The sequence below is a fragment of the Klenkia terrae genome (assembly GCF_037083865.1).
GTDB classification, from domain to species: Bacteria; Actinomycetota; Actinomycetes; order Mycobacteriales; family Geodermatophilaceae; genus Klenkia; species Klenkia terrae.
The window spans coordinates 241,099-265,785 of sequence record NZ_JBAPLV010000001.1 but is presented as its reverse complement, the minus strand read 5'-3'; the positions used below and the strand labels follow the sequence as shown (position 1 = coordinate 265,785).

At 75.2% G+C, this 24,687-nt stretch carries 20 protein-coding genes; 5 read left to right on the top strand and 15 right to left on the bottom strand.

The genetic code is table 11. The annotated features are described in order from the left end of the window. Positions 1 to 4 precede the first annotated feature (4 nt). From UXQ13_RS01310 to pdxH, 9 genes are all read right to left on the bottom strand, one after another. Positions 5 to 985, bottom strand: a complete 981-nt coding sequence (locus UXQ13_RS01310; RefSeq protein WP_336391672.1) for a TIGR03557 family F420-dependent LLM class oxidoreductase — start codon at positions 983 to 985, stop codon at positions 5 to 7. 146 nt (positions 986 to 1,131) lie between these two features. Further along, complete coding sequence (locus UXQ13_RS01305) at positions 1,132 to 2,055, bottom strand: DUF559 domain-containing protein (protein WP_336391671.1); 924 nt, start codon at positions 2,053 to 2,055, stop codon at positions 1,132 to 1,134. A 220-nt stretch (positions 2,056 to 2,275) separates the two neighbouring features. Then, positions 2,276 to 3,466: an ABC transporter permease gene (locus UXQ13_RS01300; protein WP_336391670.1), complete on the bottom strand. Its 1,191-nt coding sequence runs from the start codon at positions 3,464 to 3,466 to the stop codon at positions 2,276 to 2,278. Further along, complete coding sequence (locus UXQ13_RS01295) at positions 3,463 to 4,368, bottom strand: ABC transporter ATP-binding protein (RefSeq protein ID WP_336391669.1); 906 nt, start codon at positions 4,366 to 4,368, stop codon at positions 3,463 to 3,465. The genes UXQ13_RS01300 and UXQ13_RS01295 overlap by 4 nt, the downstream gene beginning before the upstream one ends. Positions 4,369 to 4,431: 63 nt before the next feature. Further along, positions 4,432 to 5,034, bottom strand: coding sequence for a hypothetical protein (locus UXQ13_RS01290; RefSeq protein ID WP_336391668.1), 603 nt, complete (start codon positions 5,032 to 5,034; stop codon positions 4,432 to 4,434). After that, a complete protein-coding gene (locus UXQ13_RS01285) occupies positions 5,031 to 6,755 on the bottom strand; it encodes a PHP domain-containing protein (RefSeq protein WP_336391667.1) in 1,725 nt (574 codons plus the stop codon). The genes UXQ13_RS01290 and UXQ13_RS01285 overlap by 4 nt, the downstream gene beginning before the upstream one ends. A gap of 129 nt (positions 6,756 to 6,884) precedes the next feature. Continuing rightward, positions 6,885 to 8,075: a glucose-1-phosphate adenylyltransferase family protein gene (locus tag UXQ13_RS01280; RefSeq protein WP_336391666.1), complete on the bottom strand. Its 1,191-nt coding sequence runs from the start codon at positions 8,073 to 8,075 to the stop codon at positions 6,885 to 6,887. Between the two features lie 22 nt (positions 8,076 to 8,097). Further along, on the bottom strand, positions 8,098 to 9,423 hold the full coding sequence (locus UXQ13_RS01275; RefSeq protein ID WP_336391665.1) for an MFS transporter: 1,326 nt from the start codon (positions 9,421 to 9,423) through the stop codon (positions 8,098 to 8,100). Further along, the gene (gene pdxH / locus UXQ13_RS01270; protein WP_336391664.1) at positions 9,420 to 10,055 is read right to left on the bottom strand and encodes a pyridoxamine 5'-phosphate oxidase; all 636 of its coding nucleotides are present in this window, start codon (positions 10,053 to 10,055) and stop codon (positions 9,420 to 9,422) included. Before pdxH ends, UXQ13_RS01275 begins: the two co-directional genes overlap by 4 nt. 166 nt (positions 10,056 to 10,221) lie before the next feature. On the opposite strand from pdxH, the gene UXQ13_RS01265 reads away from it, so the two are divergent. Together UXQ13_RS01265 and serC are read left to right on the top strand one after the other, a co-directional pair. Further along, a complete protein-coding gene (locus tag UXQ13_RS01265) occupies positions 10,222 to 11,352 on the top strand; it encodes a citrate synthase 2 (protein ID WP_225234515.1) in 1,131 nt (376 codons plus the stop codon). An 87-nt stretch (positions 11,353 to 11,439) separates the two neighbouring features. Further along, positions 11,440 to 12,555 (top strand): phosphoserine transaminase, encoded by a 1,116-nt coding sequence (serC, locus tag UXQ13_RS01260; RefSeq protein ID WP_336391663.1) that lies wholly within the window; start codon positions 11,440 to 11,442, stop codon positions 12,553 to 12,555. A gap of 48 nt (positions 12,556 to 12,603) precedes the next feature. Here serC and UXQ13_RS01255 read toward each other — a convergent pair whose 3' ends face one another. From UXQ13_RS01255 to UXQ13_RS01245, 3 genes are all read right to left on the bottom strand, one after another. Next, positions 12,604 to 14,085, bottom strand: a complete 1,482-nt coding sequence (locus UXQ13_RS01255; RefSeq protein WP_336391662.1) for a circularly permuted type 2 ATP-grasp protein — start codon at positions 14,083 to 14,085, stop codon at positions 12,604 to 12,606. Positions 14,086 to 14,092: 7 nt separating this feature from the next. Next, the gene (locus UXQ13_RS01250) at positions 14,093 to 15,946 is read right to left on the bottom strand and encodes a S9 family peptidase (RefSeq protein WP_336391661.1); all 1,854 of its coding nucleotides are present in this window, start codon (positions 15,944 to 15,946) and stop codon (positions 14,093 to 14,095) included. An 82-nt stretch (positions 15,947 to 16,028) separates the two neighbouring features. After that, positions 16,029 to 17,813: an N-acetylglutaminylglutamine amidotransferase gene (locus UXQ13_RS01245; RefSeq protein WP_336391660.1), complete on the bottom strand. Its 1,785-nt coding sequence runs from the start codon at positions 17,811 to 17,813 to the stop codon at positions 16,029 to 16,031. Between the two features lie 196 nt (positions 17,814 to 18,009). On the opposite strand from UXQ13_RS01245, the gene sepH reads away from it, so the two are divergent. Together sepH and UXQ13_RS01235 are read left to right on the top strand one after the other, a co-directional pair. Then, the gene (sepH, locus tag UXQ13_RS01240; RefSeq protein WP_336391659.1) at positions 18,010 to 18,903 is read left to right on the top strand and encodes a septation protein SepH; all 894 of its coding nucleotides are present in this window, start codon (positions 18,010 to 18,012) and stop codon (positions 18,901 to 18,903) included. 89 nt (positions 18,904 to 18,992) lie between these two features. Beyond that, on the top strand, positions 18,993 to 19,469 hold the full coding sequence (locus UXQ13_RS01235; protein WP_336391658.1) for a YflT domain-containing protein: 477 nt from the start codon (positions 18,993 to 18,995) through the stop codon (positions 19,467 to 19,469). On the opposite strand, the gene UXQ13_RS01230 is transcribed toward UXQ13_RS01235, so the two are convergent. Continuing rightward, entirely contained in the window at positions 19,466 to 20,251 is a 786-nt protein-coding gene (locus tag UXQ13_RS01230) for a TrmH family RNA methyltransferase (protein WP_336391657.1), read from the bottom strand. The genes UXQ13_RS01235 and UXQ13_RS01230 overlap by 4 nt on opposite strands. A gap of 81 nt (positions 20,252 to 20,332) precedes the next feature. Between UXQ13_RS01230 and UXQ13_RS01225 the strand changes: the two genes are divergently transcribed. Continuing rightward, positions 20,333 to 21,280 carry an NAD(P)/FAD-dependent oxidoreductase gene (locus UXQ13_RS01225; protein ID WP_336391656.1) on the top strand — a complete coding sequence of 316 codons (948 nt, stop codon included), beginning with the start codon at positions 20,333 to 20,335 and terminating at the stop codon, positions 21,278 to 21,280. A gap of 9 nt (positions 21,281 to 21,289) precedes the next feature. Here UXQ13_RS01225 and UXQ13_RS01220 read toward each other — a convergent pair whose 3' ends face one another. After that, entirely contained in the window at positions 21,290 to 23,917 is a 2,628-nt protein-coding gene (locus UXQ13_RS01220; protein WP_336391655.1) for a putative bifunctional diguanylate cyclase/phosphodiesterase, read from the bottom strand. 123 nt (positions 23,918 to 24,040) lie between these two features. After that, positions 24,041 to 24,676 (bottom strand): nucleoside/nucleotide kinase family protein, encoded by a 636-nt coding sequence (locus UXQ13_RS01215; RefSeq protein WP_336391654.1) that lies wholly within the window; start codon positions 24,674 to 24,676, stop codon positions 24,041 to 24,043. Positions 24,677 to 24,687: the final 11 nt, after the last annotated feature.

Here is a 24,687-nt window from a genome sequence, read left to right as displayed (position 1 = left end):
GGTCTCAGGACCCGAAGGCGGCACGCCAGGCGGGCATGAGCTCGCGCTGAGTCCACTCCAGGTAGGGCTGCTGCTGGTCGCCGCCGATCTGGACCAGCGCCAGGTGGGTGAAGCCGGCGTCGGCGTAGGCCTTCGCGGCCTCGATGACGGCGTCCACGTCGTCCCCGCACGGGATGGAGCCCTCGACGTCCTCCGCGCGGACGAACTGGCTGGCCGCCTCGAAGCCCGCCGTCCCGGGCAGGTCGGCGTTGACCTTCCAGCCCAGGCCGAACCAGCGGAACAGGTCGTGCGCGCGGGTGACCGCGGCAGCCTTGTCGGTGCCGTAGCTGATCGGCATCTGGCCGACCCGGTTCTTCCCGGCGCCACCGGCGGCGTCGAACATCTCGCCGAGCTCCGGCTTGGGCTCCGTGCCGATCATGACGTCGGCGTACTCACCGGCCAGCTCGCAGCTGCTGGGCCCGGAGACCGCGATGCCGATCGGGACGCCGCCCTCGGGCAGGTCCCAGATCTTGGCGCCGTCGGCCTCGAAGTAGTCACCGTGGAAGGTGGTGTAGCCGTCGCCGGCGAGCAGCTCCTTGATCAGCTGCACCGCCTCGGCGAACATCTCCTGCCGGACCGAGACCGCCGGCCAGCCCTCGCCGGCGACGTGCTCGTTGAGGTTCTCCCCCGAGCCCAGCCCGAGGGTGAAGCGCCCGTCGGCCAGGATCTGCAGCGTCGCCGCCTGCTGGGCGACGACGGCCGGCCGGTACCGGAAGGTCGGGCAGGTCACGTAGGTCATCAGGTCGATCCGGCTGGTGGCCTGCGCGGCCGCGCCGAGGGTGACCCAGGCGTTGGGCGCGTGGCCCATCGAGTCCAGCCACGGGAAGAAGTGGTCGCTGCTGACCGCGAAGTCGAACCCGACCTCCTCGGCCCCGACCACGTGCGAGACGAGGTCCTTGGGACCCGCCTGCTCGGTCATCATCGTGTAGCCCAGCTGCATGCTCATGCGGCTGCGCTACCCCCGCCCCGGGGACCCCCAACCGCCCACCGGGGCTCGCCCATCACCGCCGCCCGTCCTGGCAAGGGAGCCCTTGCACAACGCATGGGCCGATTGCATTCGGGAGGGGCTCCCTTGCCCCGGCCCGGGACAGGTCAGGCGATCGCGCAGCGGCCGAGGCGCGCGCGGTAGACGGCCAGCACCTGGGCCCGGACCCCTGCCGGGTCCCGCACGACGTCGGCGTAGGTGAACCGCAGCACCAGCCACCCGGCAGAGGCGAGCAACCGATCCCGCTCGAGGTCGGCCCGGCGGTCCTCGGGAGACGTGTGGTGCGCCTTGCCGTCCAGCTCCACGACGAGTCCGGCCTCGGACCAGCACCGATCCAGGTAGAAGCGCCGACCGGCGACCTCCACCCGTCGCTGTCCCTGGCTCGTCGGGAGATCGGGGTGCTGGAACACGCCCAGCACCCCGAGCGCCTCGAGCTCACTGCGAACGCCGTCCGCGATGAGCGCGATCGTGCGGCGGAGCTCGACGTGCCCGGCCACGTTGGACCGCGTCGCCAGAGCGGCTGCCAGCTCCGCAGCTGTCGTGGTGCCCCGCCGGACGACGTCGATCGCGGCCGGCCGTCGGTCGCGCGCCGGGAGCAATGGCCACGAGTCGACGACCGTGCGGGCGGGTTCGGTCACCAGCAACCCTCGCACCGAACGGCAGTGGGGCGCCTCGGCTCGGAAGCCCACCCGGCGGTGGACCCGCAAGGCCGGACTCCCGGCGAGCCGGCGTCCGTGATCCACGGTGATGTGGACGACGCCGTCCATCGCCTCCCCGGCGTACCAGGACAACGCACTCAGGTGGCTCACCGCGGCCCCGCGGACCGCGTACCGGAGCGCCGCGCGCGCCCGGACCAGATCGGTCACCGTCGCCGAGGCCGGCACATAGGTGTGCGGATGGACGCGCGTGACCCATCGCAGACGGGTCCCGGCGTCCAGCGTCGCGGCGTCGACGGCCTGCAGCAGCTGCTGCCGAGTGGCGATGCCGCCGTGGGCGGCGACGGCGGTGAGGAGGTCCTTCTTCCCGGGCACGCCCGCACCCTGCCGGGGGTATCACCGTCCCCGCCGCCGTCCCTGTGGACGACGCACCGCCGTCCACAGATGCCCGGAACCACTGGCACTCAGCGCCCGGATGTGCTCGGGCCCTCGCTGCGCCGAAGCACGGGAGCCCTTGCGCAACGGATCAGCGAGAAACGTTGCGGAAGGGATCCCTTGCCTCGGCGCGAGGGGCAGCAGAGGCGGGCGCAGGCGCTCAGGCGCGCTCGGCGCGCAGGGCCTCGCGGAGCTTGACCTTGCTGCCGGTGCGCAGCAGCGCCCCGGCGTACACCCGGCCGCCGATCCGGACGACGAGCGCGATCGCGACCAGCATGAGCGCCACCGAGATGGCGATCTCCCAGCCCGCGGCCTCCCCGGCGGCGATCCGCACCGGCATCACCAGCGGCGACATGCCCGGGATGAACGAGGTCACCGTGGCCACCGTCGAGCCGGGGTCCTGGGCGGCCTGGATCGACACGATGAACCCGACGACCAGCAGCAGGGTGGTGGGCGTGAGGACGCTGCCCAGGTCCTCCTGCCGGCTGACCAGGGAGGCGGCCGCGGCGAAGATCGAGGCGTAGAGGGCGTAGCCGAGGACGAACCAGGCGATGACGGTCAGCACGGTGCCGATGAGCTGGCCGGGCAGGTCGACGACGTCCAGCGCCAGCGCGCCGGTCACCCCGATCACCGCGATCAGCACGATCTGGATCAGCCCCAGCACCCCGAGCCCGAGCATCTTGCCGGCCAGCAGCTGCCACGGCTTCATCGTCGCCAGCAGCAGCTCGACCACCCGGGAGGACTTCTCCTCCACCACGCCCTGGGCGACGAACTGCCCGAAGAGGATGTAGAGGGCGTAGAGGACGACGACCCCGAGCAGCGCGACGACGACCTGCTGGCCGTTGCCCTCGGTGGCGGGGTCCAGCACGTCGTAGGAGATGGCCGGCGGCGGGGTCAGCTGCACGCCCTGCTCGCCGAGCTGGCGGGCGACCGACAGCGCGCCGACCGCCGTCCCGGCTATCCCGGAGGCGGCGTCGTCGCGGCTGGACTCCACGACGACCTGCGGGTCGTCGCCGGCACCGCCGACCAGGACGGCGTCCACGTCGCCGTCGGCGACCGCCTGCCGCGCGGCGGCGACGTCGGCGAACTCGGTGACGGTGACGTCGGTGCCGACCTGCTCGCCGGAGCGGACCAAGGCCTGCTCGACCTGCGGGCCGCCGTCGACGGTGCCGATGGTGGTCGAGGACCCCGACCCGCCGGCGAGCAGCTGGAAGACCATGACCCCGAGCACCAGCAGCACGATGACCGCCGAGCTGATCAGGAAGCCCTTGTCCCGGGCGCGGGTGGTGATCTCCCGGCCCGCGACCAGCCGGATCCGGGCCGCCGTGCTGGGACTCGCGATGCCGGTCACGCCGCCACCGCCGGCGCCGCGACGGCCTCGCGGAACAGCTCGACGAGCGTGGGTTCCCGCCAGCCGAAGTGGGTGACCCGGCCGGTCCGCAGGGCGGCGGCCAGCACGGCCTGGTCATCGGTGCCCGGGCCCAGCTCGAGCAGGGTGTCCCCGCGCTGCTCGCTCACCACCCGGACCCCGGGGAGGGCACCGGCCCAGCCGTGCGGGGCGTCGGGGGCGACGACCCGCAGCTGGCGGCCACCCTCGGCGGCGCGCAGCTCGGGGACCGTGCCGCTGGCCACGATGGTGCCACGGGCGAGGATGCCGACGGCGTCGCAGAGCCGCTCGACCAGGTCGAGCTGGTGGCTGGAGAACACCACGGGCACCCCGTTGCGGCACTGCTCGAGCAGCGCCTCGGCGAGGGAGTCGACGCCGACCGGGTCCAGGCCGGAGAACGGCTCGTCCAGGATCAGCACCTCGGGCCGGCCGACCAGGGCCGCGGCGAGCTGCACCCGCTGCTGGTTGCCCAGCGACAGCTTCTCCACCCGCTCGTCGCGGCGGTCACCCAGACCCAGCCGCTCGGTCCAGTGCTCGGCGGCCGCGGCGGCGTCGGCGGCGGTCAGCCCGTGCAGCCGGGCGAAGTAGGCGAGCTGCTGGGCGACCTTCATCTTCGGGTACAGCCCGCGCTCCTCGGGCATGTAGCCGATCCGCTGCCGGCTGGCCTCGTCCAGCGGCTGCCCGCGCCAGCGCACCTGCCCGGCGTCGGCCCGGGCCAGGCCCATCGCGATCCGCATCGTCGTGGTCTTTCCGGCGCCGTTGGACCCGCAGAACCCGCACATCTGGCCGGGCGCGACGGTGAACCCGACCCCCTGCAGCACCCGGTTCCCGCCGTAGGCCTTGTGCAGCCCGTCGAACTCCAGCACGTCAGCTCCTCGCTCGGGGGTGGCCTGGCCCCGACCGTAGGCGATGACCGGTACGCCCCCGTCTCACCCCCCGACGGGGGCCGTCCCCGGGACCGGGCGCGGGTCGTGGGCGGCGCAGCACGGGGTCGGGTGCTCGGTCTCGAACGGCGCGACCGTGCCGTCCTCGACGAACGGGCGCACGAGGAGCACGATCCGCCCCCCGCTCAGCTCGGGCCGGACGAAGCCCCTGGTCTGCAGTGCTGCGCCCACGGTGGCGGTGCCGGCCAGACCGACCACCTGCTCGACGGCGGACAGCCGGGGGACGTCGTCGGCGGGCACGGTGCCCACCAGCCGGTCCTGGCCCGGGAACTGCACCAGCCGACCGGCGGAGCGGTCCCGCAACTGGGTAGCGGCCTCCCGGGCGCCGCCGTCGGCCCCGCCCGGCAGCAGGACGACCGACGCCGGGAGCTGCGCCGCCAGCCGGTCGACGAGCCCGGCGTCCGGGCGGTCACCCACCAGCTCCAGGGCGCCCGCCCAGTGCCGCTCGTCCGTGCCCACCACGTGCGTGCCGGCCAGCCGGACCACCTGGCCCGCCGCGACCACGAGGTGGCCGGCGCGGGCCAGCAGGTGCTCCAGGTCGGCGCGCTCCCGCTGGCCCGCGTCCAGGCCGAGGTGGTGCAGGGTCACCGGGGCAGCACGAAGATCGGGTTCGTGTAGAACCACAGGTCGGTCCACGGGTCGGCGTTGCCCAGCGCGTCGACCGCCGGACCCGCGGGGTCGACCGCGGCACCGAGCAGCCCGGGCGCCGTCCGGTTGCCGTCGCTGCCGCGCAGCCGCACATAGAACGGACGCCTGCGCCGGCCGAAGCGGTGCCGGATGGTGAAGGTGCCGCTGGCGTTCGCCGGCACCTCGTAGCTGGCCGTCACCGTGGTGTCCGGGGCGAGGAAGGAGTCCTGGTCCCCCACCGCGCCGGTGATGCTGCCGACGACCACGTCGACCTTGCGCAGGCGGGGCACGTCGCCGTGCTGGTTGGGCCGCCGGGCCAGCTGGACGTCGACCTGCAGCTCGACGTCGTTGCCGCCGTTGACCATGGTCGTCCCGCCGAGGGTGGCCGGGGCGGCCCCACCTCCGGTCACCTGGGCGGACAGCCCGCCGATCAGCCCGCCGTGCACCACGTACATCCGGCCCGCCCGGATGCCGGCCATGACGGCGCCGTAGGAGAAGTCGGTCGCCCCGACGACGGTGCGGCTGTAGTAGCCGGGCCAGAAGTCGCCGTAGGAGGGGATCGGGGCACCGGTGTCGACCGGGGCGCCACGGCTGCCCGTGGTGGCGTGGACGCCGGGGCCGGGGGCGAAGGTGTCCTGGTAGACCTGGTGCGAGTCGGAGTTGGCGGTGATCCACCACGGCTTCCCCTCGGCCAGCAGGGAGTCCCAGAGCCCGCCCACCGTCGCCGTCATCCAGTCGAACCCGCCGTAGGTCAGGTAGGACTCCCGCGGGTACGCGGCGAAGCTGTCGGCCGACGGTGAGCTGTCGTAGTAGCCCCGGCCGTTGGTCGCGTGGCCGGGGCCGGGGATGGCGGCGGCCTGGTGACCCGGTGCGCCCTCCATGCCCACCGCGATCGTGGGGGCGGTGTCCCGCCAGCCGCGGATCTCGTGCGGGCTGTCCAGGCCCTTGCGTGCGGGGTGGTTGGCCAGCATCAGCGCGTCGGCGACCCGACCCTGCTGCACGGCGGTGCCCAGGAACGCCAGCCCGTCGCGGGCCAGGGCCTCGTTGGCGGCGTTCGAGGCCGTGGCGCCCTTGACCGATCCGTCGTAGCTGCCCTCGAACTCCTTGAGCAGGGCCACGTCGCCGTCCCCGGGCGCGACGAAGACGGTGCCGTGCTCGGCGGCGGGGATGTTCCACTCCACGCCCTGGAACACCAGCGTCCGGGCGTTCTGCGCCCGCGCCGCGACGACGTCGGCGTGGGTGACCTCCACGTCGAACTTCTGGTGGGCAGCCCCGCCGTGGTCGGTGATGACCATCCAGTCCAGCCCGTACCGCGCCCCCTGCCCGACCTGCTGGGAGACCAGGTACTGGGCATCGGGGCTGTACTGCGTGTGGATGTGGTGGTCGCCGGCCAGCCACATCAGCGACGCCGGGGCGCCGGGGCCCGCGCCGCCCGGCCGACGCGCCTGGGCCGTGCCCGTGCCGAGGCCACCGAGGGCACCCATGCCCGCGGCCGCCGCGGCGCCGACGCCGAGCAGACCAGCCCGGCGGAGGAACGACCGGCGTCCCAGCTCGCCGGGCGACAGCTCCGCGTCGGGGATCTGCAGGTCGACCGCGGCACCGGTGTCGGTCACCGGGTGCTCGTGGTCGTGGTCGTGCGGGTGGCTGTGGCTGTGCCCGTCGTGCTGGTGCTCGTGCGTCATGGTGGTCCCCGTCCTGGTCCGGCGCGGTCGTCACCCCACACTTCCGCAGGTCACGGGCCGGCGAGCTGTGCTGCGGATGACCACCCGGTGAACGCTCGGCGACCTGCACCGGCTGCGGACGCCCCCGGATCAGTTCCGCTCGGGCTCCGGCAACCGCCCACCGGCCGGCACCACCGCACCGGCCTCCAGCCGCGCCGCCCGGCCGACCAGCGCGATGTCGCCGTCGGCCGAGCCGTCCCCGCCGACCACGGCGTCCCGGCCGACGTCCACGCCGTCGTCCAGCACGGCCCGGTGCACCCGCGCACCGGCCCGCACCCGGGCACCGGGCAGCAGCACCGAGTCGGTCACCGTGGCCCCCTCCTCGACGACGACGCCCGGGGAGAGCACGGAGCCGCGCACCGTCCCGGCCACCCGGGTGCCCCCGGACACCAGCGAGGACTCGACCGCAGCACCCGGCAGCAGGCGGGCCGCGGAGTGCCGGCCGCCGCGGGTGTGCACCGGCCAGGCGGTGTCGTCCAGGTCGATCGGCGGGTCGGCGGCGAGGAAGTCCATGTGCGCCTGCCAGTAGGCCGGCACGGTGCCCACGTCGCGCCAGTAGCCGGCGAACCGGTGCGCCCGGGCCAGCCCGTCGGCGGTCTGCGCCGGCAGCAGCGCGTCGCCGAGGTCGGCCAGGCCGTCCTCCCCGGCGTCGGCGGCCAGCGCCTCGAGCCGGTCCAGCGTGGCGCCGGGGGTGAACACGAAGACCTCGTTGGTGGCCGTGGTGGTGGCCGGCTCGTCGGGCTTGTAGGCGTAGTCGGTCACCCGGTCGCCGTCGACCTGCACGATCCCGTAGCGGGCGGCGTCGTCCGCGGCGACCTCGGTGGTCACCATCGTGACCTCGGCGCCGGACTGCCGGTGCTCCTCGACGACCTCCCGGTAGTCCAGCTTGTAGACCGCGTCCGCGCTCACCACGACCAGCGCGTCCGGGGCCGCCTCGCGGACCAGGTCGGCCTGCCGCCAGAGCACGTCCGCCGTCCCGGTCGCCCAGCCGCCGCGGTCGGTGCCGCGGAACGGCGGCAGCGTCATGAGCCCGCCGGTGGTGCGGTCCAGGTCCCAGGGCCGGCCGTTGGCCAGGTGGTCGGCCAGCGACGTCGGGTGGAACTGCACGGCCACCCGGACGTCGGCGATCCCCGAGTGCTGGCAGTTCGACAGCGGGAAGTCGATCAGCCGGTAGACCCCCGCGAACGGGACCGCCGGCTTGGCCCGCCGCTCGGTGAGCAGTTCGAGGCGGCCGCCGGCGCCGCCGGCCAGCACGAGCACGAGGATCTTGGTGAGGGCCATGCACCCCCTGTGCCCCGGTCGGTCAGGACGTACGCGCCTCGCGGGAGGCCCGGAACAGCCAGAACGAGGGGACGGCGACCGCGACGACCGCCATCGCCACCACGATGACCACCCCGCCGGTCCACATCGCCACCGAGACGCCGAACGCGCTCGCCAGCGCGCCGGACCGCAGGTCACCCAGCCGCGGCCCGCCGGCCACGACCACGATGAACACGCCCTGCATCCGCCCGCGCATGTCGTCGGGGGCGGCCAGCTGCAGCATCGACGAGCGCAGCACCGCGCTGACCATGTCCCCGGCGCCGGCGACGGCCAGGCACAGGACGGCGAACCACAGCGAGCCGGCGAAGCCGAACCCGATGATCGCCACGCCCCACACCGCGATCGCGACCAGCACCACCGCGCCCTGCCGGTCCACGCGCGAGACCCAGCCCGACGTCAGCCCCATGACCAGCGAGCCGATCGAGATGCCGGCGTAGAGCCAGCCCAGGCTGTTGGCGTCGCCGCTGAACTCGGTGGCGGCCAGCTGCGGGAAGACCGCCTGCGGCCAGGCGAAGAGCATCGCGATGATGTCCACGACGAAGGTCATCAGCAGCACCGGCTGGGTCCGCAGGAAGGTGAAGCCCTCGCCCACCCCGCGCACGGCCGCGCCCAGCCGCAGCTTCGCCGCCGCCCCGGCCACCGGCAGCGGCGGGAGCCCGCGGACCAGCAGGACGGCGACGGCGAAGCCGACCGCGTCCACGACGTAGGTCAGGAACAGCTCGCCCTGGCCGATCAGCACCCCGGCCAGCAGCGGTCCGACGATGACCCCTACCTGGCGGACGGTCATCGCCAGCGCGTTGGCGGCGGGCACCAGCTCCGCCCCGACGATGGCCGGGATCGCGGCGCTGCGGGTGGGCTGGTTGACCGCGGCGAAGGCCGACACCAGCGCGGTGAGCACCCACAGGACGGCGAGGGACTCCATCCCGAGGCCGGCCTGCACCGCCAGCAGCGCGCTGGTCACGGCCGCGCCGATCGAGGTGATGAGCATCAGCCGGCGCCGGTCCATCGCGTCGGCGATCGCCCCGCCGAGCAGGCCGAAGACCACCAGCGGGACCAGCGCGACCACCGACGTCACGCCGACCAGCAGCGAGGACCCGGTCATCGCGTAGACCTGGAACGGGACGGCGACCAGCGTCATCTGCTGACCGAGCATGGTGACGGTGATGCCGCCGAACAGCCGCCGGTAGGCCGGGTTCCGCAGCGGCGTGGTGTCGATCGCGAAGCCCCGGCCCCGCCGCCCGCTGGAACGGCCCTGCTGCAGGGGCCCGGGGCGAGCTTGCGAGTCCTGGGGGGCAGCAGGGTCCTTCATGGGGCCAGTCGCTCGACGGTCCAGCCGGCGTCGGTCCGGGTGAACCGCAGCCGGTCGTGCAGCCGGTCGTGGCCGCCCTGCCAGAACTCCACCGTGCGCGGGTGCACGCGGTAGCCGCCCCAGTCGGCCGGGCGGGGCAGCTTCCCCTCTGTCCGGTCACCGAGCTCGCGGAAGGCGGCCACCAGCTCCTCGCGGGAGGCCACGACCGAGGACTGCACGGTGGCCGCCGCGGCCAGCTGGGCACCGCGGGGGCGGGGGTCCCACAGCGCGTCGGAGCCGGCGTCGTCCAGCCGGGTCGCCGTCCCGGTCACCCGCACCTGGCGCTGCAGGGCGTGCCAGGGGAAGACCAGCGCGACCCGGTCGTCGGCGGCGAGCTGCGCGCCCTTGGCCGAGCCACCGTTGGTGACGAACACGAAGCCGTCCGCCGACAGCCCCTTGAGCAGCACCACCCGGGCATCCGGTGCGCCGTCGGGCGCGGCCGTGGCCAGCACCATCGCGTTGGGCTCGGGCAGCTCGGCGGCCACGGCGTCGTCGAACCACCGCTGGAACTGGGCCAGCCAGGTCTCGGCGAGCGTGTCCTCGGAGAAGCTGCCCTCGTCGTAGTCGCGGCGCATCGTCGTCAGGTCGGGCACCGGCCCATGCTCCCACCCTGCAACCAGTCCACGACCAGGTGTGACGCCGGTCGCAGCTCCCACTGGGCGGGCGGTCCGGGTGCGACCAGGTCGGGGGGTTCCCCTAGGTTGTGGCCAGTCGTGCGCCCAGTGGCGCACGGGTCCCGCGCGCAGAGGAGCATGCAGGATGGCGGACGACTTCGTACCCGGCCTGGAAGGCGTCATCGCCTTCGAGACCACCATCGCCGAGCCGGACAAGGACGGCGGTTCCCTCCGCTACCGCGGCGTCGACATCGAGGACCTCGTCGGCAAGGTGACGTTCGGCGACGTCTTCGGCCTGCTGGTCGACGGTCGCTTCGGCCAGGGCCTCCCGCCCGCCGAGCCCTTCCCGATCCCGGTGCACACCGGCGACGTCCGGGTCGACGTCCAGGCGGCGCTGGCGATGCTGACCCCGATCTGGGGCTACCGCCCGCTGCTGGACATCACCGACGAGGAGGCCCGCGACGAGCTGGCCCGCGCCGCGGTCATGGCGCTGTCCTACGTGGCGCAGTCCGCCCGCGGCATCGGGGTCCCGGCCGTGCCGCAGCGGCGCGTCGACGAGGCCTCGACCATCGTCGAGCGCTTCATGGTGCGCTGGCGCGGCGAGCCCGACCCCAGGCACGTCGCCGCGGTCGACGCCTACTGGACCTCGGCCGCCGAGCACGGCATGAACGCCTCCACCTTCACCGCCCGGGTCATCGCCTCCACCGGCGCCGACGTGGCGGCGGCGATGTCCGGCGCGATCGGCGCGATGAGCGGCCCGCTGCACGGCGGTGCGCCGTCCCGGGTGCTGCACATGCTCGACGAGGTCGAGGGCACCGGCGACGCGGAGAAGTACGTCAAGGACCTGCTCGACCGCAAGGAGCGGTTGATGGGCTTCGGCCACCGGGTCTACCGCGCCGAGGACCCCCGCGCCCGCACGCTGCGCCGCGCCGCCAAGGAGCTCGGCGCGCCCCGCTTCGACGCCGCGCTCGCCCTGGAGAACGCTGCGCTCAAGGAGCTCCGCGAGCGCCGTCCGGACCGGCCGGTCGAGACCAACGTCGAGTTCTGGGCCGCGATCGTCCTGGACTTCGCCGAGGTGCCCAGCCACATGTTCACCTCGATGTTCACCTGCGCCCGCACCGCGGGCTGGAGCGCGCACATCCTGGAGCAGAAGCAGACCGGCCGGCTCGTCCGCCCGTCGGCCCGCTACGTCGGCCCCGACCCCCGCAAGCCCGACGCCGTCGAGGGCTGGGAGACGGTGCAGACCAAGGAGATCAGCGAGTCCGCGCCCGCCTGAGCGAGCCGCACACCGCACGACCGACGGCCCGGCGCAGACCCTGCGACCGGGCCGTCGTCCACTCCCCACTCCCCCGAGGACCCCTGCATGACGATCCAGATCCCCGCCGAGCTGCTCCCCGCCGACGGCCGCTTCGGCTGCGGCCCGTCCAAGGTCCGCCCCGAGGCCATGGCCGCGCTCGCCGCCGAAGGTGCTGCGCTCATGGGCACCTCGCACCGGCAGGCACCGGTCAAGAACCTGGTGGGGCGGGTCCGTGAGGGCCTGTCCCAGCTGTTCGACCTGCCCGAGGGCTACCAGGTGGTGCTCGGCAACGGCGGCACCACCGCGTTCTGGGACGCCGCCGCGATCGGGCTGGTCCGCGACCGCGCGGCCTTCGGCACCTACGGCGAGTTCTCCGCGAAGTTCGCCTCCGGGGTCGCCGACGCGCCGTTCCTGGCCGACCCGGTGATCACCAAGGCGGCGCCGGGCTCGGTCGCGCTGCCCGAGGCCGTGGCCGGGGTGGACGCCTACGGCTGGGCGCACAACGAGACCTCGACCGGTGCCATGGCGCCGGTGCGCCGTCCCGAGGGCGCCGACGAGGACGCCCTCGTGCTGGTCGACGCCACGTCGGGTGCCGGTGGGCTGCCCGTCGACGTGCTGGAGACCGACGTCTACTACTTCGCGCCGCAGAAGTGCTTCGCGGCCGACGGCGGCATCTGGCTCGCGCTGATGAGCCCGAAGGCCCTGGAGCGGGTGGCCGAGATCAAGGCCTCCGACCGCTGGATCCCCGGGTTCCTCGACCTGTCCATCGCGGTGGACAACTCCAGCAAGGACCAGACGTACAACACCCCGGCGGTGGCCACGCTGTTCCTGCTGGCCGACCAGCTCGACTGGCTCAACGGCCTGGGCGGGCTGTCCGGTGCCGTCGCCCGCACCCGCGACTCGTCGTCCCGGCTGTACGACTGGGCCGAGAAGAGCGAGTACGCCACCCCGTTCGTGACCGACCCGGCGCACCGGTCCTACGTCGTGGGCACGGTCGACTTCGCCGAGTCCGTCGACGCCGCGGCCATCGCCAAGGCGCTGCGGGCCCACGGCGTCGTGGACACCGAGCCCTACCGCAAGCTGGGCCGCAACCAGCTGCGGGTGGGCATGTTCCCCGCCGTCGACCCCGACGACGTCACCGCGCTGACCGCCTGCATCGACCACGTCGTCGGCCAGCTCTAGCGGAGTGGCAGCGCCACGGTTCCCGGTGCGCTGCGACTCCACCGGCGCTCACGGCAGCAGCCAGGTGTCCTTGCTGCCGCCGCCGCGGCTGGAGTTGACCAGCAGCGAGCCCTCCTCCAGCGCCACCCGGGTCAGCGGCGCCGGCACCGCCCGGGTCACCGCGCCGGCGACGGCGAACACCCGCAGGTCGGCCCGCCGCGGCTGCACCACGCCGTCGACCAGGGTCGGCACCGTGGAGAAGTCGACCGGCTCCTGCGCCACGAACCGGTGCGGTGTCGCGGCCACCTCCGCCTGCAGCTCGGCGAGCTCGGCGGCCGAGCAGGTGGGGCCGAAGACCACGCCCTGCCCGCCGTAGCCGTCCACCGGCTTCACCACCAGCTCGCCCAGGCGGTCCCGCACGGCGGCGTAGTCGGCCTCGTCGGCCAGCACCCAGGTCGGGACGGCGTCCAGCACGGGCTCCTCGCCCAGGTAGAACCGGATCATCGCCGGCACGTGGCAGTAGGTGGCCTTGTCGTCGGCGACGCCGTTGCCCGGCACGTTGGCCAGCGCGAGCCGCCCGGCCCGCACCGCCTCGCCCAGCAGCACGTCCAGCGGGGTGCCGACCGGGTTGAGGTGCGCGGCCAGGTCGTCCTCGTCGAAGCGCCGGTACAGCACGTCGACCGGCACCCGATCGCCGTCCACGGCCACCTCGACCCCGCCGTCGGCGCGGGCCCACAGCGTGTCCGGGGTGGCGATCGGGATGCCCATGGCCTCGGCCAGCAGCCGGTGCTCGAACCAGGCGGTGTTCACCGGGCCGTCGGTCAGCAGGGCCAGCCGGGGCGTCCCCGCGCAGGCCGGCGGCGCCGCGTCGGCCAGCGCGGCCCGCAGCACGGCCACCGCGTCGTGCGGCTCGGCCAGCCCGGGCACGCCGTCGAACAGGCCCGGCAGGGCGGCGCGGGCGCTGTCGCGGTTGACGATGGCGTAGCCCAGGCCCGAGGGCACCCGCAGGTTGTCCTCCAGCACGACCCACCCGTCGGCGGCACGCAGCAGGTCCATCCCGGCCACCGCCACCCGCGCCTGGCCGGGGCCGGCCAGCGACGCCGCGCCGGGCCGGTAGCCGGGGCTGCGGGTCACCAGCCACTCGGGCAGCACCCCGGCCCGCACGGCCTCGGGCCGGTCGGCGCCGGCGTCCCCGCGCCGGCGACCGGCCGGGCGGTAGGCGTCGGCGAGGAAGGCGTTGAGCGCGCGGGTGCGCTGCTCGACCCCTCGGGCCAGCTGCGCCCACTCGGCCGCCGGCACCAGGCGGGGCAGCGGGTCCAGCGGGAACGGGTGCTCGACCAGCTCGCCGTCGACGAAGGTGCCGAACACGACGCCGCGGGCCCGGCGCTCGCGGCCCATCTCCCCCACCGCGGCGGCCAGGCCGACCCCGCCGAGCTCCTCCAGGGCGGGGACGACGGGGCCGTAGCCCGACCGCACCGCGCCGGCGTCGTCCACCGCCTCGTCCACCGTCGGCGAGCGGTAGTGCTCGAACAAGCCCGTCGTGCCGGTCACCTGCACCTCACAGCCAGCGGTCGAACCACTCCGCGATCGCCTCGGTCAGCGTCACCAGGTTCTCCCGGCCCACGACGGTGTGGCCCTCGCCGGGGAGCAGGAGCAGCTCCGCCGGCTTGCCGAGGGCCGCACACGCCTGGTGGGCCTGGACGGACTCCGCGACGGGGACGTTGGTGTCCCGGTCACCGTGCGCCAGCAGGACCGGTGAGCGCAAGCGGTTCAATGCCGTCATCGGACTGATCGTGGCCAACATCTCGCGGTCGGTGACCGGATCGCCGTACTCGGTCACCGATGCGGCGGCCATCCACGGCTCGGTACCGGCGAAGAAGCTGCGCAGGTCGCTCATGCCGGCCAGCGAGGCGCCGGCGGCGAACAGGTCGGGCCACCGGGTCAGCGCGACCATGGTCAGGTAGCCGCCGTAGGACCAGCCGTGCGCCCCGACCCGGCCGGGCAGCGCGATGCCGGCGTCGACCAGGTGCGCGACGGTGTCGGCGACGTCGGTGAAGGACGCCTCCCGCGCGTCGACGTCGTCCAGGCCCATGAACGCCGTCCCGCGGCCGCCGGACCCGCGCACGTTGGGCGCGAAGACCGCGAAGCCGGCGGCGACGAGCGCCTGGGCGACCGGCGACCAGGCCGGCCGCTCCTGGCCCTCCGGTCCGCCGTGGAAGCTGACCACCGTGCGGTGCGGCCCGGGCAGGCCCGGCGGGGTGTAGAGCCAGCCGTCCAGCTCCAGCCCGTCGGTGGCCCGGTAGTGGTGGCGGACCGGGGTGACCAGCAGGTCGTGGTCGGGCAGCCGCGGCGAGCTCGGCAGCCGGACGACGGCCCCGGCCGCCAGGTCCACGGTGTGCAGGCTGCGCGGGGCGCCCGGGCCGGTCAGCTCGGCGACCAGCGACCGGCCGTCGGCGGCCAGCGACCAGCCCGGCATGACCGGCTGCGGCAGCGGCACGCGGGCGACGACCTCGCCGTCGTCCACCCGCCGGACGTCGAGCTCGGTGCTGCCCTCGGCGTTCCAGACGCACAGCACGGTGCCGTCGGCCCGCACCGCGTAGCCGTCCAGGTCGGCGTCCCGGCGGCGGACGAGGACCCGCGCCGGACCGGGCTCGCCGGCCTCCGACAGCGGGACGACGACCAGCGCGGTGCGGTCCTCCCCCGCCGGGCCGGGCTGCGCGGCCCGCAGGTAGACCGACCGCCCGTCCGGGCCGAAGCGGCCGTCCTCGCTCTGCCGGCCGCCGGGGTCGTCGGCCGGGATCACCCGCTGCTGCTCACCGGTCGCCACGTCGACGAGCACCACGTGCCGCCACCCGCGCGGGCCCCGCCGGGCCAGCAGCCGGGACTCGTCGGCGGCCACCGCGGTCACGGCCAGGAACCCCCCGGTGGCCAGCGTCCGGCGCGCGCCGGAGACGACGTCCACCAGGACGACGTCGGCGCCCGGGCCGTCGGCGATCGTGCACGCGTAGTGGCCCGGTCGGGCGGTCCAGCCACCGGCGAACACGGTGCACCGCGGGTCCTCGCCGGCGACCAGCCGGCGGTCGGTGCCGTCCGGGCGGACCACCCACAGCTCGGCGCAGATCGAGCCGCCCGGGCTGACCAGGTAGGCCAGCCACTCGCCGTCGGGCGACCAGGCGACCGAGACGACCTCCTGCTCGGGGCCGGAGACCACCGCGGGCGGCGTCCGCTGGTCCAGCGTGGCGACCTCCAGCCGCGGGCGGCCGGACCGGTCGGCCACGTAGGCGACCCGCTCCCCGTCGGCGGCCAGCGCCGGGCACCAGGCGCCGGGCGCGGCCGCGATCTGGGTGAGCGCCAGCCGCACCTCGGTGGGCAGACCGGGTGAGGTCTGCAGGGCGGTCTCGGGCCGGGTCATGCCACCTCCAGGGGTCGCGGGCATCTCGGGGGTGCAGCGGGGAGCGCCCCCGGGTTGTTCCAGGGGTTATCGGCGGGAGGGGTCAGCGGATGCCGTGCCGCTGCAGCCACAGCTCCAGCAGCCCCACCTGCCACAGCTGGTTGCTGCCCAGCGTCGTGCGGTGGGTGTTGGGGTCGGCCAGCAGCCGCTCGGCGTAGTCGGTGCGGAACAGCCCGCGCTCCTTCGCCTCGGGCGCCCGCAGCGCCTGGGCGACGCTGGCCAGGTACTCGCCCTCCAGGTGGATGATCGCCGGCACCGGGAAGTACCCCTTGGGCCGGTCGATCACGTGCGCCGGGATGACCGCCCGGGCGGCCTCCTTCAGCACGCCCTTCCCGCCCTGGGCCAGCTTGAGCTCCGGCGGGACCGCGGCCACCAGCTCGACGAACTCGTGGTCCAGGAACGGCACCCGGGCCTCCAGGCCCCAGGCCATCGTCATGTTGTCCACCCGCTTGACCGGGTCGTCGACCAGCATGATCGTGGAGTCCAGCCGCAGCGCCCGGTCCAGCGTGGTGTCCGCGCCCGGCCGGGCGAAGTGGTCGGCCACGAAGGCCCGGCTGACGTCCTCGGTGGTCAGCCAGCGCTCGGTGAGGATGCCGGCCAGCTCGGCGTGCGGGCGGTCCACGAACACCGAGGCGTAGGCGTCGACCGCGCGGTCGACCGGCACGCCGTCCAGCGGCGGGTACCAGTCGTACCCGGCCAGCACCTCGTCGGCGCCCTGCCCGCTCTGCACCACCTTCACGTGCTGGCTGACCTGCTGGGAGAGCAGGTAGAACGCCACGCAGTCGTGGCTGACCATCGGCTCGCTCATCGCCCCGATCGCGCCGTCGAGCCCCGCGTGCACGTCGGCGGTGGGCACCAGCAACCGGTGGTGGTCGGTGCCGAAGTGCTCGGCGATGACGTCGGAGTAGGCGAACTCGTCGCCCTCCCGGCCGCCGACGGCCTCGAAGCCGATGGAGAAGGTGGCCAGGTCGCGCTGCCCCTCCTCGGCGAGCAGGCCGACGATCAGCGAGGAGTCCAGGCCGCCGGAGAGCAGGACGCCGACCGGGACGTCGGCGACCATCCGCCGGCGCACCGCCGTCCGCAGGCTGTCCAGCACCGCGTCCTGCCAGTCCCGCGGCGACAGCCCGGCCAGGTCGGCGCGGCGCTCGTGGACCGGCGTCCAGTAGACGTGGTCGGACTCCCGGCCGTCGGCCTCGTAGGTGCGCACGGTGGCCGGGGGCAGCTTGCCGACGCCGGCCAGGATCGTCCGCGGCGCCGGGACGACGGAGTGGAAGGACAGGTAGTGGTGCAGGGCCACCGGGTCGATGCTCGTGTCCACCCCGCCGGCCCGGACCAGCGCCGGCAGGCTGGAGGCGATCCGCACCCGGCCGGGCCCGCGGCTCACGTAGACCGGCTTGATGCCCAGCCGGTCGCGGGCGACGACCACCCGGCCAGTGCCGCGCTCGACGACGACCACGGCGAACATGCCGAGGAACTTCTCCACGAACGCCGTGCCCCAGCGGTGGTAGGCCTTGAGCACGACCTCGGTGTCGCTGGTGGAGGCGAACCGGTAGCCGGCGGCCCGCAGCTCCTCGCGCAGTTCCCGGTAGTTGTAGATGATCCCGTTGAACACGCAGGTCAGGCCCAGCTCGATGTCCACCATCGGCTGCGCACCGGCGTCGGTCAGGTCGATGATCTTCAACCGCCGGTGCCCCAGGGCGACCGGGCCGGACTGCCACACCCCCGACCCGTCGGGACCGCGCGGGGCCAGCTGGTCGCACATGGCGGCCACGGCGCCGACGTCGGCCACCCCGCCGTCGAACCGGATCTCGGCCGATATGCCGCACACGAGCGACTCCCCTCGCCCCGGCGCGCCGGGTCCGTCGAAGCACCCACCCTGCCCGGTCCGTGTTGCACCGGCATGTCGCGACCGGAACTCGACCGCCCGACGGCACCGGGCGTGTCCGGCCGCGGGCGCCCGGCCGGCGCGGTTAGCCTCAGCTCGGTCCCTGTCCGCCGTCGAAGATCCGAGAGGTCGTCTCCCCATGCGCACCCTGCGCCTCGTGGCCCTCTCCGACGACGGCCGCAGCCTGGTCCTCGCCGCGGACGTGCCCGACTCGATCGACAACGGCGAGCGCTTCTACCTCCCGATCGACGACCGGCTCAAGGCCGCGTCGCGGGGCGACGCTCAGCGGATGGGCCAGATCGAGCTCGACGCGGCCAACGCGCTGTCCCCCCGGGTGATCCAGGCGCGCATCCGCGCCGGCGAGACCCCCGAGCAGGTCGCGCACGCCTCCGGCACCCCGGTCGAGCGGATCATGCGCTTCGCCCACCCCGTCCTGCAGGAGCGCGCCCGGGTGGCCGAGCAGGCCCAGGGCGCCCGGGTCCGGCTCAGCGAGGGCACCCAGGGCGTCGCCCTGGAGCAGTTCATGTCCGACCGGCTGCGGCTGCTGGGCGCCGACCTCGACGCCGTCCGCTGGGACTCCCACCGCACCGACGACGGCACCTGGCAGGTCCGCGCCGCCTGGAAGGCCGGGCACAAGTCGGGCACCACCAAGTGGAGCTACGACACCACCACCCGCACCGTCACCCCGGTCGACGCCACCACGATGGACTTCGCCGAGGGCACCCGGCTCGTGCGCGTGGTCCCCGACGTCCCGGCCGGCCTGCCGGCGTCCCCCGCCCCGCGCCGCACCATCGCCGCGGTCGTCGAGCAGCCCTGGACCCCCGAGCCGGAGGACGAGCCGGCCGTCGAGGACGACGAGGTGCGCAACGTGGTGCCCGTCGACGGCAGCCCGGTGGACGTGCTGCTGTCCGGCGACGGCGGTCCCGAGCACGACACCGTGGTCTTCGACCGCGTCGACGGCGAGGCCGAGGACCCCCGCGCGGCCATCCCCGCCTGGGAGGACATCGTCTTCGGGGTCCGCCGCCACCGCTGAGGGGTGACCGGGCACTCGGTGTCCGACCTGCGCGTTCTGGGTAGTGCTGGTTCCGGCAACAACGCCGCAGCACGAGGAGGACGACAGCCATGACCGCATCGGTGTCCATGCCCGCCGGGGGTGTCCAGGTGGGGACCTACGCGGACTACGCCCAGGCGCAGCGCGCGGTCGACTACCTGTCCGACGAGGCCTTCCCGGTCGAGAACGTCCAGATCGTGGGCACCGACCTCCGCTCGGTCGAGCAGGTCGTCGGCCGGCTGACCTACGGCCGGGCCGCCGCGGCCGGGGCCGCCTCCGGCGCCTGGTTCGGTCTGTTCGTCGGGCTGCTGCTGGGTATCTTCGCCCCCGACGGCTCCAGCTGGATCAGCTCCGTGCTGACCGGCCTGGTCATCGGACTGGTGTTCGGCGCGCTGTTCGGCCTGGCCGGGTTCGCCGCCACCCGCGGCCGCCGCGACTTCGCCACCACCGGCCAGAAGATCGTCGCCGGCCGGTACGACGTGCTGTGCAACCCGCAGTTCGCCGAGCAGGCCCGCGCCCACCTGGCCCGGCTGAGCCTGCGCGGCTAGCGGAGCTGAGCGAACGCGACGGCGGCAGCCGCCGCGACGCCCAGGGAGTCCACTCCCGAGCGCATCGGGATCCGGGCCCGGACGTCGACGGCGGCCATCGTCCCCTCGGTGAGCCCGGGGCCCTCCGCGCCCAGCAGCAGCGCCGTCCGGGGGTGGTCGACCGGGTCCAGCGACCGCAGGTCGACCGCCCCCGGGTCCGGCGTCAGCGCGACCGTCGTGAAGCCGGCGGCGCGCACCGTGGCCAGGTCGCCGGGCCAGTCCTCGAGCGCCACGACCGGCAGGGTCAGCAGGTGCCCCATCGACACCCGCACCGACCGCCGGTAGTAGGGGTCCGCGCAGCTGGGGTCCAGCAGCAGGGCGTCCACGCCCAGCGCCACGGCCGAGCGGCCGATCGAGCCGATGTTCTCGTGGTCGTTGAGCCCCTCGAGCACGGCGATCCGCCGGGACCGGACCAGCACGTCGGCCAGCGACGGCGGCACCGGTCGCTCCGCCGACGCCAGCACCCCGCGGGTCAGCCGGAAGCCGATGGTCTCCGAGACCACCCACTTGTCCGCCTCGTATGCGGGCACCCCGGCCGGGATGTCCAGCGCCGCCAGCCGCCCCGCCACGCCGTAGAGGGCCCGCAGCTGCAGGCCGGTCTCCAGCAACCGCTCCACCGCGGTCACGCCCTCGACCACCACCGGGCCCGACCGGCGCTCGGTCCCCGGCCGGCGGTCCCCGGCGTGCAGGTCGTGGAAGTCGGCCACCCGAGGGTCACGCGGGTCGGTGATCAGCTCGGGCACGGCTCACGATCATGCCCGACCCGGGTGGTCCGCCCGCTTCTCGGACTGCAGGTCGACCGCCCGACCCGCACGCTGGGCCGTGTGACCACCACCGTGATCGGCGCCGGCATCGCCGGCATCGCCGCCGCCCGAGCCCTGAGCGACGCCGACCAGCCGGTGCGGGTGCTCGACCGGGGTCGCCGCCCGGGTGGCCGGATGTCCGGGCGCGAGCTGCACGGCCGGGTGGTGGACCTGGGTGCCTCCTACCTCACCGCGGCCGAGGGCAGCGAGTTCGCCGACGTCGTCGCCGACTGGGTGGCCCGCGGTGTGGCCCGGGAGTGGACCGACACCTTCTCCGTCGCCGGTCCCGACGGGATCACCGACCGCAAGACCGGCCCCATGCGCTACGGCGCGGCCGGCGGCATGCGGTCGCTGGTGCTCGACCTGGCCCGCGACCTCGACGTGGTCACCGGGCGCACGGTGCAGCACGTCGGCCCGGGCCCGGTGGTCGACGCCGAGGCGGTGGACGCCGTCGTCCTGGCGCTGCCCGACCCGCAGGCGCGCCGGCTGCTGACCCCCGGGTCGCCGACCGAGCAGGCCCTGGACCCCCGCGGCTGGCAGGCCACCCTGGCCGTCGTCCTCGGCTGGGCCGACCGCCGCTGGGACGCCGACCTCAACGGTGTCTTCGTGCACGACCACCCCGCCGTCGAGTGGATCGCCGACGACGGCGCCCGGCGCGGGGACGGCGCGGCCGTGCTGGTCGCGCACACCTCCGCGGCCTTCGCCGCCGGCCACCTCGCCGAGCCCGACGCCGCCGGCCCCGGGGTGGCCGCCGCCGTGTGCGCGATGCTGGACCTGCCCGAGCCGGAGTGGACCCACGTGCACCGGTGGACCTTCGCCAAGCCGGCCCACCCGCGGGAGGAGCCCTTCCACCTGGCCGACGGGATCGGCCTGTGCGGCGACGGGTGGTCGGCGCCGTCCAAGGTGCAGAGCGCCTGGACGTCGGGGCACCTGCTGGGCCGCGAGCTGGCCGCCCGGGCGGGCGGCTGACCCGACGGGTCAGGACGGGACGGCGACCGGCCCCAGGACGCCACCGGCGATCGCCAGCTCGTCGGCGGCCGCCCGCTCGAGCGCCCGGGCGAAGAGCCAGCCCTGGGCCGACTGGCATCCCTCGTCGCGCAGCAGGTCCCGCTGCTCGGTGGTCTCCACGCCCTCGGCGACCACCGACAGGCCCATGACCCGGGCCAGCTCGAGCAGACCCTCGACGATCCGCGGCTGGGCGCCGTCCCGGCCGATGGTCGCGACGAAGGACCGGTCGACCTTGAGCACGTCGACCGGGAACTGCCGCAGGTGGGTCAGCGAGGAGTAGCCGGTCCCGAAGTCGTCGACGGCCAGCCGGACACCCAGACCGCGGAGTCGATGGAGCGCCCGGGCGGCCTGCTCGGTGTCGTGGACCAGGGCGGTCTCGGTGAGCTCCAGGCACAGCGCGGCCGGGTCCAGCCCGCTGTCGGTGAGCGCTGCGGCGACGTCGTCCACCAGGTGCGGGGAGCGCAGCTGGCGGACCGAGACGTTGACGGCCACCCCCGGCGCCGGGTCGGCGCCGTCGTCCCGCCAGCTCGCCGCGGCCCCGCAGGCCTCGCGCAGCGCCCACCGCCCGATCGACTCGATCGAGCCGTCCTCCTCCGCGATCGGCACGAAGACCGCCGGCGACACCTCGCCGAGCAGCGGGTGCTGCCAGCGCAGCAACGCCTCGAAGCCCTCGACCGCCCCGCTGCCCAGGTGGACGACCGGCTGGTACACCAGCCGGAGCTGCCCGGCGGCGAGCGCCTCGGGCAGGTCGGCGGCCAGCCGGGTGCGCAGCAGCAGCTCGGCCCGCATGTCCGCCTCGAAGCTGACCACCCGGCCCTTGCCGCCCGCCTTGGCCCGGTACAGCGCGGTGTCGGCGTCCCGGAGCAGGCTCGCGGCGGTGCCGTCCCCGTCCAGGTCCGCGCAGACCAGGCCGATGCTCACACCGACCCGGACCACCCGGCCGGCCACCTCGTAGGGCGCGCAGAGCAGCGCGCGCAGGCGCTCGGCGACCGCCAGGTGGTCCTCCACGTGGTCCCCGGGGCCCGGTTCCAGCAGCACGGCGAACTCGTCCCCGCCCAGGCGGGCGACGGTGTCCGCGGGGCGGACCCCGTCGCGCAGCCGGCCGGCTACCTGCCGGAGCAGATCGTCGCCGGCCGGGTGGCCCAGGGTGTCGTTGACCGTCTTGAAGCCGTCCAGGTCCAGGGAGAGCACGGCCGGGTCCAGGCCGGTGCGACCGGTCCGGGTCAGCGCGTGGGCGACCCGGTCGTCGAACAGGGCCCGGTTGGCCAGCCCGGTCAGCCCGTCGTGGAAGGCCTGGTGGGCCAGCTCGTCCTGCACCCGGTGCCGCTCGCTGACGTCCTGCATCGTGACGACGAGGCCCTGGACGTCGGGGTGGGCGGTGCGGTCCACGGCGCGGACCTCCACCCAGCCGCCGTCGGTCGAGCTGGGCAGCTCGGCGACGCAGACCCGCCCGGGCTGGGCGGCCGCCCGGTCCAGCAGGTCCTGGCGCCCGGCCGGGTCGGCCTCCCCGACGGCGTCCCAGACGGCCGAGCGGGGGTGCTCCCCGGGCAGCGGCCGACCGGCGGCGTCGACGACGACCAGCGCGTCGGCGGAGTCCGCCGCGAGGGCGGCCGCCCGCCGGGCACGCAGCTCCAGCACCCGGCGCAGCTGAGCCTGCTGGCGGGCCAGCCGGGTGGCCCGGCCGAACGCGAGCCCCACGACGACCGCGGTCACCAGCACGCCGGCCGCGGGGTCGATGTCGGTGCCGCGGGCGAACGCCCAGACCTCGACCGCACCGGGCAGCACCAGGGGGAACAGCGCCAGCCCGATCTGGGCACCGCTGACCGGCAGCTCGCGCACCGCCGGTGGTGCAGCAGCGGTCGACCGACCGGCCAGGGCCGCCCACGAGGACGCCGCGAGGGCCAGCGAGCCGATCGTCCAGCCGGTGTCGAAGACCGCCGAGGAGCTGGCGGCGACCAGGTAGCCCAGGTCCGCGGCGAACCAGGTGGCCGCGCCGACCGCGATCCAGGCGGCCTCGGCCCGCAGCCCCGCCCGGGCGAACCACAGCCGGACGACGAGGGCCAGCAGCCAGGCGTCGAGCACCGGGTAGGCCGCCCACACGGTACGCACCAGCGGGGACAGCGCGTCGTCGGACACCGTGGCCTCCAGCGCGAGGACCCACTCCAGGTAGACCACCACGACGAAGACCGCGGCGGTGTCCACGAACCGGTCGAACCGGGACCCCTCGGCGACCCGGCCGACGACGCGGCGCAGGCCCAGCCCGACCGCCAGGTAGGACGCCAGGTAGGCCACGTCGGCCACCGACACGTCGGCCACGGGCGCACCGGACCACGCCCGCAGCTGCCAGACCACGTCACCCACGGCCGACAGCGTCACCCCCGCCGCGGTCCAGGTGCCGGCCCGCCAGCCACGGGCCACCGCGCACCAGGCCAGGACGGCGGCGCCGAGCACGACCACCAGGTAGCTGACCTCGGCGACCGTCCCGGCGGGCAGCAGGAGCCGGCCGACCGCCAGCACGGCGAGCGCGACGAACGCTGCGGCGCACGGGGTGGGCAGCCCGACGGCAGGTCGGGCGCGGGGCTCCGCGTGGGGTGGCACTGGTCCTCCGGGTGGTGGTCGACGAACGACCCGCGGTCTCGAGGTCCGCTGCACGCATCGGCTCCCACCGGTCGGCCCTGGTGCCGCCGGGGCCCCGTCTCACCCCACCGGGTCAGACGGGCATCAGCCCACGGCCACCCTCAGGTCGGCCCGGGCGGCGGCGGCCAGCACCCGGGCGGCGTTGGGCTCGTCGACCGCGGCCACCCAGGCCCGCGCCTGCGCCGGGTCCTTGCCGAACTGCACGTGCCGGGCCACCAGGCGGGCGGTGCGGACGGCGTCGTCCAGGTGCAGCGACCAGACCTCGTCGCAGGCCGCCCGCACCTGCGGCCACGGGTCGTCGGGCAGCAGCAGGTAGTTGCCCTCGGTGACCACCACCCGGGTGCCCGGCGGCACGCCGATCGCCCCGGCCAGCGGCTGCTCCAGGTCCCGCTCGAAGGCCGGCGCCCAGACCGTGCGGTCGGTCTCGGTCCGCAGCCGACCCAGCAGCGCCCGGTAGCCGTCGGCGTCGAAGGTGTCCGGTGCGCCCTTGCGGCCCCGTCGACCCAGGGCGTCCAGGGCGACGTCGGCGAGGTGGTAGCCGTCCATCGGGACGCCGACGGCCGGCAGACCGGCCGCGGTCAGCGCCGGGACCAGCGCGGCGGCCAGCGTCGACTTGCCCACCCCGGGCGGCCCGGCCAGGCCGACCACCACCCGGTCCCGGGTCCGGGCGAGCTCCCGCACCCGCTCGACGAGCAATTCGGGTGCGCCGGGGGCGGTCATGCCGCGATTGT

What these genes read in the sequence shown, in the direction of transcription:
- UXQ13_RS01275 (WP_336391665.1), bottom strand. Translation starts at nt 9,423, where the DNA reads ATGAAGGACCCTGCTGCCCCCCAGGACTCGCAAGCTCGCCCCGGGCCC.
- sepH (WP_336391659.1), top strand. Translation starts at nt 18,010, where the DNA reads ATGCGCACCCTGCGCCTCGTGGCCCTCTCCGACGACGGCCGCAGCCTG.
- UXQ13_RS01285 (WP_336391667.1), bottom strand. Translation starts at nt 6,755, where the DNA reads ATGACGCACGAGCACCAGCACGACGGGCACAGCCACAGCCACCCGCAC.
- UXQ13_RS01235 (WP_336391658.1), top strand. Translation starts at nt 18,993, where the DNA reads ATGACCGCATCGGTGTCCATGCCCGCCGGGGGTGTCCAGGTGGGGACC.
- serC (WP_336391663.1), top strand. Translation starts at nt 11,440, where the DNA reads ATGACGATCCAGATCCCCGCCGAGCTGCTCCCCGCCGACGGCCGCTTC.
- UXQ13_RS01310 (WP_336391672.1), bottom strand. Translation starts at nt 985, where the DNA reads ATGAGCATGCAGCTGGGCTACACGATGATGACCGAGCAGGCGGGTCCC.
- UXQ13_RS01215 (WP_336391654.1), bottom strand. Translation starts at nt 24,676, where the DNA reads ATGACCGCCCCCGGCGCACCCGAATTGCTCGTCGAGCGGGTGCGGGAG.
- UXQ13_RS01265 (WP_225234515.1), top strand. Translation starts at nt 10,222, where the DNA reads ATGGCGGACGACTTCGTACCCGGCCTGGAAGGCGTCATCGCCTTCGAG.
- UXQ13_RS01250 (WP_336391661.1), bottom strand. Translation starts at nt 15,946, where the DNA reads ATGACCCGGCCCGAGACCGCCCTGCAGACCTCACCCGGTCTGCCCACC.
- UXQ13_RS01280 (WP_336391666.1), bottom strand. Translation starts at nt 8,075, where the DNA reads ATGGCCCTCACCAAGATCCTCGTGCTCGTGCTGGCCGGCGGCGCCGGC.